Below are 15,287 nucleotides of genomic sequence, written 5' to 3'. Positions count from 1 at the left end.
GGGTTTTACGATTCTCGTTCGTCTTAACTATTGCAGTCCCCAGGCTGAGCATCGGCTCGACCTCAATTTCTCTGAAAAGACACCTGCAATGTCCCAAAAACAGAAAAAATCCAAGTCCAGACTGTGGTTTCTGGTGCACAGCTGGCTCGCCCTGCCGATCTGGTTTTTCGTCCTGATCGTATGCGTTACCGGCACCTTGGCAGTGGTCAGCCAGGAAATCGTCTGGCTGGCCAACCCGGATGTGCGCGCCAGCAAGCCGAGTGACGATGCCCAGCCTTTGAGCTTCCAGCAGGTGCTCGACGCGCTGCACAGGGCCGAGCCGGACATGGCGGTGCGCTTTCTCAGCCAACCGGACGGCTCGCACTTCGCCCTCAATGCCTCGGTCACCTACCCCGATGGCAGCGCCCCGACGCTGTACGTGAACCCCTACACCGGGGCCGTGCAGGGCAAGGTGCCGGACTTCAACTTCGAAGCCTTTACCCGCGCCCTGCATGGGTGGTGGTTGGTGCCCTTTACCAACGGCTACAGCTGGGGCTGGTACCTGGTGTCCTTGCTTGGCCTGCCGATGCTGGCCTCCTTGGTGACCGGACTGGTTGTGTATAAACGCTTCTGGAAAGGCTTCTTCAAGCCCACATTGCGCTTCAACCACGGCGCGCGCATTTTCTGGGGCGACTTCCATCGCTTGAGCGGCATCTGGTCGATCTGGTTCATTGCAGTGATCTCGATCACCGGCACCTGGTTTTTGATTCAGGCAATTCTGGCCGACAACCACGTAACCCTCTCTACCGAGCCTGTGGTACCGGTCATTGCCCGTGAGGATGTGCCACGCACCGAAACCGGCGAACCGGCACCCCGCATCAGCCTTGATGACGCCACGCGAATCGCCAAGGAACAAATCGCCGGCCTCGATGTGAGCTTCGTCACCCTGCCCGGCAACGCCTATTCCCACGTATACCTGGGCGGTCGCGGCTGGTATCCGCTGATGTTCCAGACTGTCAACGTCAACCCCTACAACAGCAAGATCGAGGCGCAGTTCCTGCTCAGCGATCGCTCGGCCGTAGAATTTGTCACCGAGTCGATGCGACCGTTGCACACCGGGGACTTCGGCGGCCTGGCCATCAAGCTGATCTGGGCGTTCTTTGGCCTGCTGCTGTCGATGATGGTGCTCAGCGGCCTGCTGATCTGGACCAAACGTACCGCTCAAGCCACGGCCGCAGCCCTCAAGCGTAGCGAGCGCGCGCCACGCAAGGGCAGCAAAGCCAGCACCGACACCGCTACGGAGGCCAGCCTATGAGCAAGGCAGCAGTTGCGCCACAAAGCCCATTGAGCCGTTTTTGGCACAAATGGCGTTTTCATTTGAACATTTTGCTGTTGCTGATTCCCCTGGGATTCATGCCCAAGTACTTTGCCGACGCTGCCCTGTTCCGTGGCGACAGTGGCCTGGGTGAGCGAGACCTGGGTGAAATTCAGGTCGGCCCCTGGAGTATCCGCTTGGCCGAACTGCGCGATGAAGCGCCGCTGGCCGACGGCCCGGCAGGCTATTTCAAAACCTTCAACGCCAGCGTGTGCAAGACCTGCATCGACAAGGTCAAGGCTGCCTACCTGCGTATCGGCAAGCCGCGCAGCTTGCGCGCCGCGGGCACCATCTTCTTCGGCCCGCCCTATCGCATGGGCAACAGTCTGCCGATCGCGCCCAAGACCCGTCCGGACGCCGAAATCTGGATCACCCTCGAAGGCTGGGACGGCAGCATGCACCAGGCATCCATCCCGCTGGCCAAGGCATCACCGGCTACCGTTGCCTGGCTGACCAAACAAGGAGGCAAATGATGAAGTCCACCGCGTGCAGGCTGCTCCTGCCCTTGCTGTTGCTGGGCGTTGCCAGCCCCGCCCTGGCCCACAACCCGATGTGTGAGTGCAAGCCGATCGACGGGGAGCAGATCGAATGCACCGGCGGCTTTTCCGATGGCAGCGGCGCCCCGGGGGTAACCCTCGATGTGATTGGCTACAACGAAGAAATCCTGGTGCCCGGCAAGCTTGGGGAGAATTCCAAGCTGACCTTCAAACGCCCTGAAGGCGAGTTTTACGTGCTGTTCGATGCCGGCCCCGGTCACGTGGTGGAGATCGACTATGCAGATATCGAGCAATGAGCCGGGTCCAGGTAGTACGCCCGGCCGGCGCCGGGCACGAAACCTTGTATGTGCTGCTGGTAAGCCTGTTTATCCTGGCATTGGCCGCAAGCATTGTCGCGCTGCGCGGCGAGCATCATGACGAAGTCAGCATCGAAGCTCATCAACTCGATGCCCGGCGCGATTTGAACGCTGCTGAGCAAGGTGTGTACGCCGACCTGCGGGTCGCTTTCGATGAAATCCAGCTACGCCACGAAGAAGAGCAGCATCTGCTTGCGGTAGAGGTGCTGGCCGACGAAGGCTTCCCGCCGTTTACCCAGGATGCCAGCAGCGCCAGCCGTGGTGAGCATCAATGGCAACGACTCGGCGAACAGGCCTACCTGGGCTTGAGCCAGTCGCCGACAGTAGCCGGCAGCTTCCTGCTGCTGATACCTGCCACCCATGACGGCGTTGCCGATGTCTGGCTTCAGCGCAAGGCTGATGCCAGCGTCCCTCCTGATCTGAGCGCTGCGGCCCTGATTGCCGCTGGCTGGCAGCAGATCGCCGCCCAATACGACGCCGGCGTCACGCGCCAGCATCGCCACTGACACAAGGACGCCCCATGCTTCGCTCCGCCCTCGCTCGTCGTCTTTTCACGGTGTTCATCGCCTTGGCCCTGCCTACCCTGGCGCAGGCCGAGGTCAACGGCAAGCCGCTGCGTATCGGCATCACCCTGCACCCCTATTACAGCTACGTTGCCAACATCGTCGGTGACAAGGCCGAAGTGGTGCCACTGATTCCTGCGGGCTTCAATCCTCATGCTTACGAGCCACGCGCCGAAGACATCAAGCGCATCGGCAGCCTCGATGTGGTCGTCCTCAATGGCATCGGCCACGATGATTTTGCCGATCGCATGATTGCCGCCAGCGAAAAGCCGCAGATTACCGTGATCGAATCCAACACCAACGTGCCGCTACTCGCTGCCACTGGCGTTGCCGCGCGCGGTGCGGGCAAAGTAGTCAATCCGCATACCTTCCTGTCTATCAGTGCCAGCATCGCCCAGGTCAACAACATCGCCCGTGAACTGGGCAAGCTCGACCCGGACAACGCCAAGTACTACAGCCAGAACGCCCGTGCCTATGCCAAGCGTCTGCGCAAGCTGCGTGCCGATGCTCTGGCGCAAGTCACTGAAGCGCCGGGAGCCGAGTTCCGCGTCGCCACCATCCATGCGGCCTATGACTACCTGGTACGTGAGTTCGGCCTGGAAGTCACCGCGGTGGTCGAGCCAGCACACGGTATCGAGCCGAGCCCGAGCCAACTGAAGAAGACCATTGACCAACTCAGGGCTCTCGACGTTAAGGTCATTTTCTCGGAGATGGACTTCCCCTCCGCCTACGTCGAGACCATCCAACGTGAGTCCGGGGTGAAGATCTACCCGCTGACGCACATCTCCTATGGCGACTACAGCAAGGAGAAGTACGAGGTCGAGATGAAGCGCAACCTCGATACCGTGGTGCGGGCGATCAAGGAGTCCAAGGCATGACTGTTGCCGAAACCGTCACCCGCCAACCCTGCGGGCCGGATATCGAGTTTGCCGGCATTGACCTGACCTTGGGCCGCACTCGGATTCTCGATCAGGTCAGCTTCAAGGTCGCTGCCGGTAGCGTGCATGCACTGGTGGGCCCTAATGGCGGCGGCAAGAGCTCGCTGGTCAAGACGTTGCTCGGACAGATGCCGCACCAGGGCCAACTGACGTTGACTTGGCCTGGCGATAGCCACGTGATTGGCTATGTTCCTCAGGCCCTGGAATTCGACCGCGGCTTGCCGATGACTGTCGACGACTTCATGGCCGCCATGTGCCAGCGGCGCCCGGCCTTTCTTGGTTTGTCGCGCAGGGTGGGGCCGGCGATCGATGCGGCGCTTGAACGCGTTGGCATGCTGGACAAACGCAAGCGGCGCATGGGTGCCCTTTCGGGCGGCGAGCGCCAGCGCATCTTGCTGGCTCAGGGCCTGATTCCCGCGCCGCAACTGCTGGTATTGGATGAGCCCATGTCAGCGCTGGACGAAGCCGGTATCCAGGTGTTCGAGCGTTTGCTGCTGGACTGGCGCGCCGCTGGCACTACCGTGCTGTGGATCGAGCATGACCTGCAAGCGGTGGCACGCCTGGCCGACAAGGTCACTGGTCTGAGCCGCCGCGTGTTGTTCGATGAACCGCCCAAGCAGGCGCTGACGCCGGATCGCCTGCTCAGTCTGTTCTCCATCCACCCGCGCAGCGAGAGCACCGTCTGATGAACTACGAAGAATTTCGCCTGCTGATCCAGGGCTGGGCCAGCTCCGGCTATCTGCCTGAAGCCCTGGCCTACGGCTTTGTGGTCAACGCCCTGCTCGCCGGCCTGATGATCGGTCCGGTATTGGGCGGGCTCGGCACCCTGGTGGTAGTCAAGCGTTTCGCTTTCTTCTCTGAAGCTGTCGGCCACGCCGCACTCACCGGGGTGGCTATCGGCATTCTGCTCGGCGAGCCCTACACCGGCCCCTATGGCAGCTTGTTCGGCTACTGCCTGCTGTTCGGCATCCTGCTGAACTTTCTGCGCAACCGTACCGGGCTTTCACCCGACACCTTGATTGGCGTATTTCTTTCTGTCTCCCTCGCGTTGGGCGCCAGCCTGCTGCTGATGCTGGCCGGCAAGATCAACGTGCACATCCTTGAAAACGTCCTGTTCGGTTCGGTACTCACCGTCAACGGCCAAGACCTGCTGGTGCTGGGTATCGTCGGCACCCTGGTACTGGCGCTGGCCCTGCCGCTGTACAATCGCATCATGCTGGCCAGCTTCAACCCGCAGTTGGCAGCAGTACGCGGCGTAGCGGTGAAGAGCCTGGATTACCTGTTCGTGATTCTGGTTACCCTGGTCACCGTGGCAGCGGTGAAAGTCATCGGCGCAATCCTGGTCGGTGCCCTGCTGGTGATTCCGGCTGCGGCGGCACGCCTGATCAGCCAATCGCTGAAGGGGTTCTTCTGGGCCTCGGTCGTGATCGCGACCTTGAGCACCCTGGTCGGGATCCTGCTGCCGATTGTCTTTGACCTGCCGGTGCCCTCGGGCGCGGCAATCATTCTCGTCGCGGGCTGCTGCTTCGCCCTCGCCGCCCTCGCCCGCGGCCTTGTTCCACGCCTGCAAGGAAACCCGGCATGACCTTCGACCTCAAGCATCTGTGCCTGGCCCTGGCCCTGGCTGGCCTGCCCGCACTCAGCCAGGCCGAGAACGCCGCGGCTGTCGCGCAGCAACAGGCCGCCGTCAGCGTCCTTGCCTCGCTGCCTGTCACCCATACTTTGGCCAGCGCCTTGCTCGACGGCACCACGGTCAAGCTGGAGCGCGCTGCGCCTGCGAACATTCCGGCCTCGCGCCAACCGTCCTACTTCAGCGGCCGCGGCGGCGCCAGCCTGCAGAAAGCGGCCGGCCAAGCCGATGCCGTTATCGCCTTGCGCTCGATCTGGAGTGACGACCCGCTCTACCCAATCGCCCGGCGCAGTAACATCCGTATTATTGAAATCGATGCTGCACGCCCAGTTGACGGTGCTCTGCCGGGCATCGCGGTGCAAGGCAACGATGCCTTCAGCGCCTACCCATGGCTGAACCCGACCAACCTGGGCCGCATGGCCGATGTGCTGGCCCATGACCTTGGCCGCCTGAGCCCGAAAGATCAAACCAAAATCCAGGCCAACCTGGCGAGCGTCAAACGCCAGTTGCTGGAACTTAGCGCCAGCAGCGAATCGCGCCTGGCCGATGCCGACAACCTCAGCGTGATCAACCTCTCGGAGCGCCTGGACTACCTGATCAGCGGCCTGAATCTGGACCTGATCGACCACCCACACGTGGCGGATGACCAATGGAGTGCGGCGGCGCTCAAGCAACTGGGCGATGAACTCAAGGAACAGGAGGTGGCCCTGGTACTGCACCACAAACAACCGAGCAAGGAAGTAGCCGACGTGATCAACGCCTCCGGCGCCAAGTTGTTAGTGATCGATACCGACCCGCAAGACACCCTGGCCGGGCTCAAGGCAAGTGTCGAGCAAGTCGTGAATGCATTGGCGGCAGGCAACAGCTAACTGTCGCCGGGCAAGCCCGCTGCTGCTACCGGAGTGAATCGTTATCAGCGTTTCATGCAGCGCTGATAACGTTCATCGACCCGATTGGCGAACCAGGCAGTGGTCAATTTACGGGTAATTTTCGGACTCTTCAGCTCGATTCCCGGTAGTTGCGCACGTGGCAGCTGTTTGCCTGACTTGCCTTCTGCCAGCGCATACACACCGCTGTACAAGCGGGTTTCCTCGAAGTCCAGGCTGTCACCCTTTTCCAGCTGCGCACGAATACTCGGATTACGCAGGCCTAACTGCTCACCCACCCGGCGCGCGGCTTTCTCGGTAGAGCCCGGCAGAATCGCCCCGGGCGCGATCAGATCACCGTCCAGGGCCAGTTTCACCCCACTGGCGCGGCTCAGGGCACTCTGGAACGCCGCATTGCGGCTCGCATACCAGCCGGCATTGAAGTCGGCAAAACGGTAGAGCTGACGTTCGTAATGGCTGGGATAGCCCAGCAGGTGGGCGATACCGAAGTACATACCGCCACGCCGGCTGAACACTTCCTGACGAATCGTTGCGTTGTGACTGTAGGGATAGTCACGAGCGTTACGCTCGGCAAAGGCAATGCTGACCTGCATCGGCCCACCCGTGCGCACCGGGTTCAAATCGCCCAGCAGGGTTCGGCCCAGGGGCACACTGCCAATAAGGTCGTCAAAAATCGCGCTCAGCTGCTTTTCACTGCGTACGGCATTGAGTCGCTCATTGTAGGTCTTGCCGTTGGGTGAACGCGTTTGCAGTGCAGCATTGACCAACATGTGCGGGATATGCAGGCTGGCGGCGCGGCGGTCTATTTCCTGGCGAGCAATACGGCCCAGACCCGGTACCTGCGGGTCGGCCTGAAAGGTCGACTCCTGCTCGGTCACTGCCAGTACAGCGCAAAGATTAGAGCGACTGGCGCTGATTTTCTGCGTGGTGAAGGCGGTCTGGATATCCCTGGCCCAACCTTCACGGTCTTTGGTGGCGGCAGGCAGTAAACGCAGGATCTGCGCCCGCACCTTGGCCGGATCCGACTCGGATTCTTCGCGCTGGGTAACGCAGCCCTGCACCGTCAACAACACGGCAACAGCAAAAACCAGACCTCTAACTTGCATGCACTGCCCTCGCCTCTTGCGGCAATAGCAGCACAGTAGCGAGGGAGGCGCCTGACTGCAATGCGGGCTCAGGGCTGTTCGCCGACCATGTAGGTTTTACTGATATGTCGGAACTGGGGATGCGCAGAGTTTTCCATCAACTCGAATACGACCATCTCCCGTGTGACGATCTGCGCCCCGGCATCGCGCATGCGGGCGATACCGGCAGCCTTGCTGGCACTGCTACGGCTGTCGCAGGCATCTTCGACCACAAACACTTGCTTGCCCAGCGCCCTCAGCCCAAGCACGGTTTGCAGCACACAGATATGGGTTTCCATGCCGCAGACAATGACCTGCTCGCGAGCAAGCAACGATGCCGGCAAGCATTCAGCCGCCACACAAGAGAAATGCAGTTTCTCGACCACCTGGGCATCGGGCGATGCCTCTTTGAGCGCCGCGACAGTTGCGCCAAGACCCTTGGGGTACTGCTCGGAAATCACCGTGGGCAACCCCAGTTCGGCTGTCGCCGCCATCAACCAGCGCGTGCGGGCCAGGGTACCGGCCGGGTCACTGACCGCACCTATGAGTTTTTCCTGCACATCGATCACCAGCAAGCTGGCCTGATTCGCCTTGATCAACATTCCTTGCACCTGCGTCATGGTTGAGCCCCAAGGCTCGCCCAGACGCAGGCATTACGTCAATGCAGAGCTAGTTTGCAGGACTAAGCCGATAACCGATGCGGCTCCAGCGCGGCACTGAGCACGCCCAGCACCCGGTCTTCATGTTCATGAATGAAGAAATGGCCACCTGGGAAAGTTTCCAGGGAGAAGTCCCCCTGCGTTTCTCGACGCCAGGCCAGCAGTTGCTCCTCGCTGGCGCGATCATCTTCCCCGCCCAGCACATGCAGCGGGCAATGCAGCGGTGGGCGCTGGCGGTAGGTATAGCGCCCGCAAAGGAGAAAATCGCCACGTAACACCGGCAAGGTCAGGCTCATCAATTCCTGATTGGCCAGCACCTCCTCAGGCGTGCCCTTTAACTTGCGCAGTTCGGCGATCAACTCATCATCGGTTTTCGCTTCGCGCCAATTGCCACCGTCGTAGTCTTCACGGCGAGTCGGCGCCGCCGTGCCACAGGCAAACAACGCCACCGGCGCTCGGCAGCCCAAAGCCTGCAACTCGTGCGCCAGCTCGAACGCCAGCAAGGCGCCAAGACTATGGCCTAGCAAAGCATAGGGCTGACTGGCGGCCAGGCGCTGTTCATCGGCCAACTGGCGAGCCAACGCCTGCATGTCGGTCTGCACCGGCTCGCCCATGCGCGCACCGCGCCCCGGCAGCTCCACCGGACGCAGGTTCAGCCAGGCTGGCAGCTTGCGCCGCCAGCGGCTGTAGACCATGGCACTGGCACCCGAATACGGCAGGCACAGCAAGTTCAGTGAAGACACTCGTTACCCCTTACTGCGCCGCAGCCGCTTCGGCCATTTTCTGGCGCAGGCTCAAAGGACGCATATCGGTCCAGACCTCATCGATGTAGGCCAGGCATTCTTTCTTCAAACCGCTCTTGCCGACAGTGCGCCAGCCGGTCGGTACCGCTTTGTAATCAGGCCAGATCGAGTACTGCTCCTCGTGGTTGACCACTACTTGGAATACGATGTCTTCGCGGTCGAATACAGATGTCATTGCCTGTCTCCTGAATTGAATGGGCCCGCCACGCAGCTGGCGTACGGTGGCTATCAAGAGAACGAATGAAGCAGGCAGGAAATTAGTAGCGCCTTGGCAACCACCTGCTGCGCGCGCGGGGTTAACATGTCGCGCGAGTGCAGGACTGGATAAATACGCTGCAAAGCGCCATCCTCCTGGCCTTTTTCAAACTCACCTCGCCAAGGAACCGTTTTATGCAAATCCACCCCCTGACCGCCAGCGAGGTCGAGTTCATCGACGACACCCTGCTCAAGTACGGCGACGATCACTCAGTGCTTAACATGTCCGAGCTCGACGGGTTCTGCACCGCCCTGGTTTCCAGCCCCGCGCAAGTCGATATCGGCGATTGGTTCCCAGCCATCTGGGGCGGCCAGCCCCCTCAGTGGGAAACACCTGAAGAGTGCCGACAGTTCATCGACCTGTGCGTGCGTCACCTCAGTACCCTGGCTACCCGTTTGAGCACTGACCCGCAAGCGTTCAAGGCACGCTTCGACCAGACCGAACACAGCGGCCAGCCGTTGCCCCTGGCGGAAGAATGGTGCTTTGGCTACGTGCGCTGCGTAGCAGTCAGCAACTGGCCGCAATTGCCGGAAGGCCTGGCAACCCAATTGCAGAAAATCAGCGACTGCGCCGAGCAGGACAACTATGAATTGCCGGTCGATCTGGATGTTGTTCTGCACCGTCAGCGCGTAGCGGCAATCGAACCGGCAGCGCGGACCTTGCATGACTACTGGGTAAGTCAACGCTGATTGCGATTGAATCGCGAATCTTGCACTACAGTTTTGAGGGGCCGGGCGTTGCCGGTTCCTGCTTAAAAGCTGGACACTGATAGTGGCCAATTAGTAGCATCACCGCCCTCTGCAACGTTTTGTCCTACAAGAATAACCAGCCAGGGAGGCTAAATGAGCAGCATCGTCCACCGCCCGATCCATCTCGCGCCGCGCCCCAGCCTTACCTGGAGCGAAACCTGGCAAGGCCCGGACAATGGCCTGATCCGTTGCTGGGAAATCGGCCGCGAGCGCGCCATCAAACATCCCGACATTGCGCAAAAATGCCTGGCAGGTGAACTCCCGGTACTGGGCTGGAAAGGCGGCGTCGAACGAACCCTGAAAAAGCGGGAAAAATTCGGCTCCCTCAAATACCTGGCCCAATGGCAAGGCCTGCGCGGCGAAGACCTGCAAATCGACACCAGCGTCGAACTGACCCTCAATTGCAGTCGCACGGGCATGATTGTCACCTTCACCCCAGACCAGAGCAAATACTACAACCCGCAAATTGAAGGTGAGGATTGAAGGCAGGCATGTTGATCCCACTGATGTATAGCGTTGGCTACCAACATGACACCTAACAAGGCCTGCCCCCTCATACTCTGTCGTTCTGCGCGACCCAGCATTCTGCTCTTTCAACACCCACTCGCAGGTGTGCAGTTGGTCAAAGGGAAAATAGAGAACGGTGAAACATTCGCCCAGGCCGCGCTGCGCGAGTTGAAAGAAGAATCCGGAATCGTCTCGGCCAAGGTTGTCAGCGACCTGGGCTGCTGGGATGCCGGGCACCAAGGTCAGATATGGTCATTTCAACTGTGTGAAACGCCAGAAACGTTACCGCCGCTATGGACCCACGACACCCTTGATGATCATGGCCATACGTTCAGCTTTTTCTGGGCGCCACTGGACAACTTGCCGTTTGCTGATTGTCATCCGGTTTTTCAACGTGCGTTGTTGCACCTGAAGCGCATCTTGCCCGAGTCAGCCAGTACACCATCGGCTCTGGATTGACTTGCCCGTTGACCGCCAGCCGTTAGCCCGTGGCAGACCTGCGTTTTTTAATGCGGTACATATCGTCATCCGCGTAGCTGAGCAGCGTATCGGCATCTTGACCATCAGCGGGATAACAGGCCACGCCTATACTGCAGGACGGCATTTCCAACCCACCGAACTCAGCACCCAAGGGTTCGGCCAAGACCAAAAGAATCTGTTCGACCTTGTCGGCAACAGCATGTGGCGAGTGGATGTCAGTCAACAACACGGTGAACTCATCACCGCCCATCCGCGCCACCGTGTCGGTTTCTCGTATGCAGCCTTCCAGGCGCCGTGCGATCACGCTCAGTACCCGATCGCCCATCGCATGCCCGTAGGCATCGTTTATGCCCTTGAAATCATTCAGATCAAGAAACAACAAGGCCAAGGTGCTTTCGTGACGATAAGCCGTGCGCAGGGCCGCTTGCAGGCGATCGTTGAACAATGAGCGGTTGGGCAGTTTGGTCAACGGGTCGTGATGGGCGAGGAAATGCAGTTCCTCTTCAGTTTGCCGCAAGGCCGTGACATCGCGCGCGACACCGATCCGCGCGCCGACTTCCTCCGACCAGGAGGCCGCCCAAAGAATGTGCACCACACTGCCATTCTTGCGCACATACCGGTTGCGGAAGTCGACGTGGGATTGGCCGTTCATCACCCGAATAATCGAGGCCCGAGTGATCGCCAGGTCATCAGGGTGCATGTAGTCGGTGATCAAGGTGCCGACCAGTTCATCGGCTCGGTACCCAAGCAGCGCCATACAGGCATCACTGACGAATACAATCTGGTTGTCCCTGTCGACCACGAAGACCGTGTCCAGCATCAAGTGGATCAGTTTGGGGTACAGCGCTTGGAGGTCAACGGGCATAGGTCAGGAAGTCCGGTTCACATTCGCTGATCATAGCCCGATCCCTATTGCCGTTGCATTGACTCATCGACGACCGACGTGCAATCCCTAGCGCGGCGCCGCCACTGCCTTTAGCGCCTCGGCCATTTGCCTGTCGGCATGATACGAAGAACGCACCAACGGGCCGGAAGCCACGTTCCTGAAACCCATGGCCAATGCCTGTTCGGCAAACCAGGCAAAGGTATCGGGATGCACGAAACGCTGTACCGGCAAATGGCTGCGCGAAGGTTGCAGGTACTGGCCCAGGGTCAACATATCGACCTGGTGTTCGCGCATCCGCCGCATCACCTCAAGCACCTCAGCATCGGTCTCGCCCAAGCCCAGCATCAAGCCGGACTTTGTCGGCACAGCCCCCACACGTTGCTTGAAGTTCTGCAACAGGTCCAATGACCATTCGAAGTCCGAACCCGGCCGCGCCGCCTTATAGAGGCGTGGCACGGTTTCAAGGTTGTGGTTGAACACATCCGGCGGCTCCTGCGCGGTGATAGCCAGGGCCACGTCCATGCGGCCGCGATAATCCGGTACCAGGGTTTCCAGCTGGATACCCGGCGACATCGTGCGAATCTCGCGCAGGCAATCGGCGAAGTGTTGCGCACCGCCGTCACGCAGGTCATCGCGGTCGACCGAGGTGATGACCACATACTTCAAGCGCAGGTCGGCGATGGCCGTCGCCAGGTGCTTGGGCTCATCACGATCCAGCGGCTTGGGTCGACCATGGCCCACATCGCAGAACGGACAGCGACGGGTGCAAATGTCCCCCATGATCATGAACGTCGCGGTGCCACCGGAGAAACACTCGCCCAGGTTCGGGCACGAAGCTTCTTCGCAGACGCTGTGCAGCTTGTGCTTGCGCAGCAACGCCTTGACCCGTGCCACTTCCGGTGAGGCGGGGATTTCCACGCGGATCCAGTCAGGCTTGCGCGGCACGTCTTCGGTGGGCAGGATCTTCACCGGTATTCGCGCCACCTTTTCTGCACCGCGCAGCTTTACCCCAGGCGCCAAAGGCGCCGGGCGCGTGGCGACAGACAGTGTTTCGTTCATGCTCATGCTCCAGCAAAAGGGCCTCAGCCGCGGAAATAACGTTGCGCCACGAACGGCATGCGCGACACCACCATCGGCACCCGTTTGCCGCGTACCAGGGCAAACACTTCGCTGTCCAGCGCGGCGAAGTCACCCTGCACATAGCCCATCGCCAGAGGGCCACCCAGGCTTGGGCCAAAGCCGCCGCTGGTGACACGACCGATCACTTGCTCCTGTGCGTTGACGATCAATGCACCTTCGCGCACCGGCACTCGCTCGGTAGGCAGCAAACCCACACGTTTTTCCGCTACGCCTTCAGACAGTTGCGCCAGGATGCGCTCGGCACCGGGAAAACCACCCGCACGGGCACCATCGGCACGGCGAACCTTGGATATGGCCCAGGTCAGGCTGGCCTCGATCGGCGTGATGCGTTGTTCCATGTCATGCCCGTACAGGCACAGCCCTGCCTCCAGGCGCAGTGAATCTCGGGCGCCCAGTCCGATGGCTTCAACCTCGGGTTCGGCCAGCAGTGAACGGGCCAGCATTTGTGCTTCCTGTACCGGCACGGAAATCTCGTAACCATCCTCGCCGGTGTAGCCGGAGCGACTGACGTAACAGTCAACGCCAAGCAACCTCACCCGGGCGAACTGCATGAAGGTCATGGCCTTCACCTCCGGCGCCAGGCGTGCCAGCACCGCCGCCGCCGCGGGGCCCTGCAAGGCGAGCAAGGCGCGGCTGTCGAACAGCGATTCGACCTCGCAGCGCCCTTCCAGGTGCTGGCGTAGGTGCGCCAGGTCCTGTTCCTTGCAGCCAGCGTTGACCACCAGAAACAGGTAGTCGCCGGCGTTGGCGACCATCAGGTCATCGAGGATGCCGCCCTGCTCATCGGTGAACAGCGCATAGCGTTGCATACCCACAGGCAGGTCGATGATGTCGACCGGTACCAGTGTCTCCAGGGCCTTGGCGGCATGTGCCCCATGCAAACGGATCTGGCCCATGTGCGAAACGTCGAACAGGCCAGCCTGTTCACGGGTATGCAAATGCTCCTTGAGCACGCCCAGCGGGTATTGCACCGGCATGGCGTAGCCAGCGAACGGCACCATGCGTGCGCCGAGTTGTTGATGCAAAGCGTGCAGCGCTGTTTTTTGTAATTGTTCGGTGGACATGGATGACTCCTAGCATTCGATTATGTTGACCGCCAAGCCGCCGCGAGCGGTCTCTTTGTATTTGCTCTTCATATCGGCTCCGGTCTGGCGCATGGTGCGGATGACCTTGTCGAGCGAGACGAAGTGCTGGCCGTCGCCACGCAGGGCCATGCGCGCAGCGTTGATGGCCTTCACCGAGCCCATGGCGTTACGCTCGATACACGGCACCTGGACCAGCCCGCCAATCGGATCGCAGGTCAGCCCGAGGTTGTGCTCCATACCGATTTCGGCAGCGTTCTCGACCTGTTGCACGCTGCCGCCAAGCACTTCGCACAAGGCCCCGGCAGCCATCGAGCACGCCACGCCAACCTCACCCTGGCAGCCGACTTCGGCACCGGAAATCGATGCGTTTTCCTTGTAGAGAATGCCAATGGCCGCCGCCGTGAGCAGAAAGCGCACCACGCCCTCATCGTTGGCCCCCGGCACAAAGCGGGTGTAGTAATGCAGCACCGCCGGAATTATTCCGGCCGCGCCATTGGTAGGCGCAGTAACGACGCGCCCGCCGCTGGCATTTTCTTCATTCACCGCCAGTGCGTAGAGATTGACCCAGTCAAGCACCGAGAGGCTGTCCCTGAGACTCGCCTCGGGAGCAGCACTGAGTTGACGCCGCAACGCCGCCGCTCGACGCTTGACCTTGAGCCCTCCGGGCATGATCCCTTCGGTGCGGCAACCGGCCTCCACACAGTCCTGCATGACTTGCCAGATATGCAGCAAGCCCTGGCGTGTCTGCTCCGGGCTGCGCCAGGCGGTCTCGTTCTCCGCCATCAAGGCGCTGATTGACAGCCCGTGCTGAGCGCACTGTGCCAACAGTTCGCGACCGCTGAGAAACGGGAAACGCAGCGGCGTGCGGTCGGCGACGATTCGGTCGACCCCAGCCGCCGCCTCATCCACGACGAAACCGCCACCCACCGAGTAGTACTCACGGCTGCACAGTTGCAGGCCGGCGGCATCGAAAGCCCGCAAGATCATGCCGTTGGGGTGGTACGCCAAGGGCTTGCGGATCATCGCCAGGTGTTCTTTCTCGAGAAAGCGAATGCGCTTCTCCCCCAGCAGCGACAGCGTCGCGCACGCCCGAATCGTGGCCAGGCGCTCAGCCACTTGCGAAGTATCGACGGTGTCGGGGTGTTCACCCTCCAGCCCCAGCAATACCGCCTTGTCGCTGCCGTGGCCCTTGCCAGTCGCGCCCAGCGAGCCATACAACTCGGCCCGCACGCTCTCAACTGCGGCCAACATTCCCTGGGCCTTGAGCCCTTCGACAAAACGCGCTGCCGCACGCATCGGCCCCACCGTGTGGGAGCTGGAGGGCCCGATACCTATCTTGAACAGGTCAAAAACACTTAGCGACATACATGCCT

19 protein-coding genes are annotated in these 15,287 nt (G+C 60.9%); 11 read left to right on the top strand and 8 right to left on the bottom strand.

Annotation, left to right across the window (positions count from 1 at the left end):
- The first annotated feature begins 88 nt into the window (after nt 1–88).
- From V0R60_RS14845 to V0R60_RS14810, 8 genes are read left to right on the top strand one after another with little or no spacing between them, the layout of a single operon-like run.
- The gene (locus V0R60_RS14845; RefSeq protein ID WP_136475471.1) at nt 89–1,294 is read left to right on the top strand and encodes a PepSY-associated TM helix domain-containing protein; all 1,206 of its coding nucleotides are present in this window, start codon (nt 89–91) and stop codon (nt 1,292–1,294) included.
- Nucleotides 1,291–1,827 carry a thiamine pyrophosphate-binding protein gene (locus tag V0R60_RS14840; RefSeq protein WP_136475470.1) on the top strand — a complete coding sequence of 179 codons (537 nt, stop codon included), beginning with the start codon at nt 1,291–1,293 and terminating at the stop codon, nt 1,825–1,827. Before V0R60_RS14845 ends, V0R60_RS14840 begins: the two co-directional genes overlap by 4 nt.
- Complete coding sequence (locus V0R60_RS14835; RefSeq protein ID WP_136475469.1) at nt 1,824–2,147, top strand: hypothetical protein; 324 nt, start codon at nt 1,824–1,826, stop codon at nt 2,145–2,147. The genes V0R60_RS14840 and V0R60_RS14835 overlap by 4 nt, the downstream gene beginning before the upstream one ends.
- Complete coding sequence (locus V0R60_RS14830) at nt 2,144–2,713, top strand: DUF6162 family protein (protein WP_330079466.1); 570 nt, start codon at nt 2,144–2,146, stop codon at nt 2,711–2,713. Before V0R60_RS14835 ends, V0R60_RS14830 begins: the two co-directional genes overlap by 4 nt.
- A gap of 14 nt (nt 2,714–2,727) precedes the next feature.
- A complete protein-coding gene (locus V0R60_RS14825; RefSeq protein ID WP_136475467.1) occupies nt 2,728–3,648 on the top strand; it encodes a metal ABC transporter substrate-binding protein in 921 nt (306 codons plus the stop codon).
- The gene (locus V0R60_RS14820; protein ID WP_136475466.1) at nt 3,645–4,394 is read left to right on the top strand and encodes a metal ABC transporter ATP-binding protein; all 750 of its coding nucleotides are present in this window, start codon (nt 3,645–3,647) and stop codon (nt 4,392–4,394) included. The genes V0R60_RS14825 and V0R60_RS14820 overlap by 4 nt, the downstream gene beginning before the upstream one ends.
- On the top strand, nt 4,394–5,293 hold the full coding sequence (locus V0R60_RS14815) for a metal ABC transporter permease (RefSeq protein ID WP_136475465.1): 900 nt from the start codon (nt 4,394–4,396) through the stop codon (nt 5,291–5,293). Before V0R60_RS14820 ends, V0R60_RS14815 begins: the two co-directional genes overlap by 1 nt.
- Complete coding sequence (locus V0R60_RS14810; RefSeq protein ID WP_330079465.1) at nt 5,290–6,207, top strand: metal ABC transporter solute-binding protein, Zn/Mn family; 918 nt, start codon at nt 5,290–5,292, stop codon at nt 6,205–6,207. Before V0R60_RS14815 ends, V0R60_RS14810 begins: the two co-directional genes overlap by 4 nt.
- Before the next feature lie 44 nt (nt 6,208–6,251).
- Here the strand turns inward: V0R60_RS14810 and V0R60_RS14805 are convergent, their stop codons facing one another.
- From V0R60_RS14805 to V0R60_RS14790, 4 genes are all read right to left on the bottom strand, one after another.
- Entirely contained in the window at nt 6,252–7,331 is a 1,080-nt protein-coding gene (locus tag V0R60_RS14805) for a DUF1615 domain-containing protein (RefSeq protein ID WP_330079464.1), read from the bottom strand.
- Nucleotides 7,332–7,399: 68 nt separating this feature from the next.
- The gene (locus tag V0R60_RS14800) at nt 7,400–7,951 is read right to left on the bottom strand and encodes a hydrolase (protein WP_330079463.1); all 552 of its coding nucleotides are present in this window, start codon (nt 7,949–7,951) and stop codon (nt 7,400–7,402) included.
- 80 nt (nt 7,952–8,031) lie between these two features.
- Entirely contained in the window at nt 8,032–8,751 is a 720-nt protein-coding gene (locus tag V0R60_RS14795; protein ID WP_330079462.1) for a thioesterase II family protein, read from the bottom strand.
- Nucleotides 8,752–8,761: 10 nt separating this feature from the next.
- On the bottom strand, nt 8,762–8,986 hold the full coding sequence (locus V0R60_RS14790) for an MbtH family protein (protein WP_136475460.1): 225 nt from the start codon (nt 8,984–8,986) through the stop codon (nt 8,762–8,764).
- A 215-nt stretch (nt 8,987–9,201) separates the two neighbouring features.
- Here V0R60_RS14790 and V0R60_RS14785 point away from each other — a divergent pair, with 215 nt between their 5' ends.
- The 3 genes from V0R60_RS14785 to V0R60_RS14775 all read left to right on the top strand — a co-directional run bounded on the left by V0R60_RS14785 (nt 9,202) and on the right by V0R60_RS14775 (nt 10,782).
- Nucleotides 9,202–9,756 (top strand): UPF0149 family protein, encoded by a 555-nt coding sequence (locus V0R60_RS14785; protein WP_330079461.1) that lies wholly within the window; start codon nt 9,202–9,204, stop codon nt 9,754–9,756.
- Between the two features lie 153 nt (nt 9,757–9,909).
- Nucleotides 9,910–10,299: a hypothetical protein gene (locus tag V0R60_RS14780; RefSeq protein WP_330079460.1), complete on the top strand. Its 390-nt coding sequence runs from the start codon at nt 9,910–9,912 to the stop codon at nt 10,297–10,299.
- Nucleotides 10,300–10,344: 45 nt separating this feature from the next.
- Nucleotides 10,345–10,782 carry an NUDIX hydrolase gene (locus tag V0R60_RS14775; protein ID WP_330079459.1) on the top strand — a complete coding sequence of 146 codons (438 nt, stop codon included), beginning with the start codon at nt 10,345–10,347 and terminating at the stop codon, nt 10,780–10,782.
- Nucleotides 10,783–10,804: 22 nt separating this feature from the next.
- On the opposite strand, the gene V0R60_RS14770 is transcribed toward V0R60_RS14775, so the two are convergent.
- From V0R60_RS14770 to V0R60_RS14755, 4 genes are all read right to left on the bottom strand, one after another.
- Nucleotides 10,805–11,668 carry a sensor domain-containing diguanylate cyclase gene (locus V0R60_RS14770; RefSeq protein ID WP_330079458.1) on the bottom strand — a complete coding sequence of 288 codons (864 nt, stop codon included), beginning with the start codon at nt 11,666–11,668 and terminating at the stop codon, nt 10,805–10,807.
- An 87-nt stretch (nt 11,669–11,755) separates the two neighbouring features.
- The gene (lipA, locus tag V0R60_RS14765) at nt 11,756–12,748 is read right to left on the bottom strand and encodes a lipoyl synthase (protein ID WP_330079457.1); all 993 of its coding nucleotides are present in this window, start codon (nt 12,746–12,748) and stop codon (nt 11,756–11,758) included.
- 23 nt (nt 12,749–12,771) lie between these two features.
- Nucleotides 12,772–13,893: a glycine cleavage system aminomethyltransferase GcvT gene (gene gcvT, locus V0R60_RS14760; protein ID WP_330079456.1), complete on the bottom strand. Its 1,122-nt coding sequence runs from the start codon at nt 13,891–13,893 to the stop codon at nt 12,772–12,774.
- Between the two features lie 9 nt (nt 13,894–13,902).
- Nucleotides 13,903–15,279, bottom strand: coding sequence for an L-serine ammonia-lyase (locus tag V0R60_RS14755; RefSeq protein ID WP_330079455.1), 1,377 nt, complete (start codon nt 15,277–15,279; stop codon nt 13,903–13,905).
- Nucleotides 15,280–15,287: the final 8 nt, after the last annotated feature.

The sequence above is a fragment of the Pseudomonas auratipiscis genome, assembly GCF_036324085.1.
In the GTDB taxonomy this organism is placed as follows: domain Bacteria; phylum Pseudomonadota; class Gammaproteobacteria; order Pseudomonadales; family Pseudomonadaceae; genus Aquipseudomonas; species Aquipseudomonas auratipiscis.
Note: the sequence above shows the minus strand (reverse complement) of the source record. Positions and strands in the feature narration are given on the sequence as shown.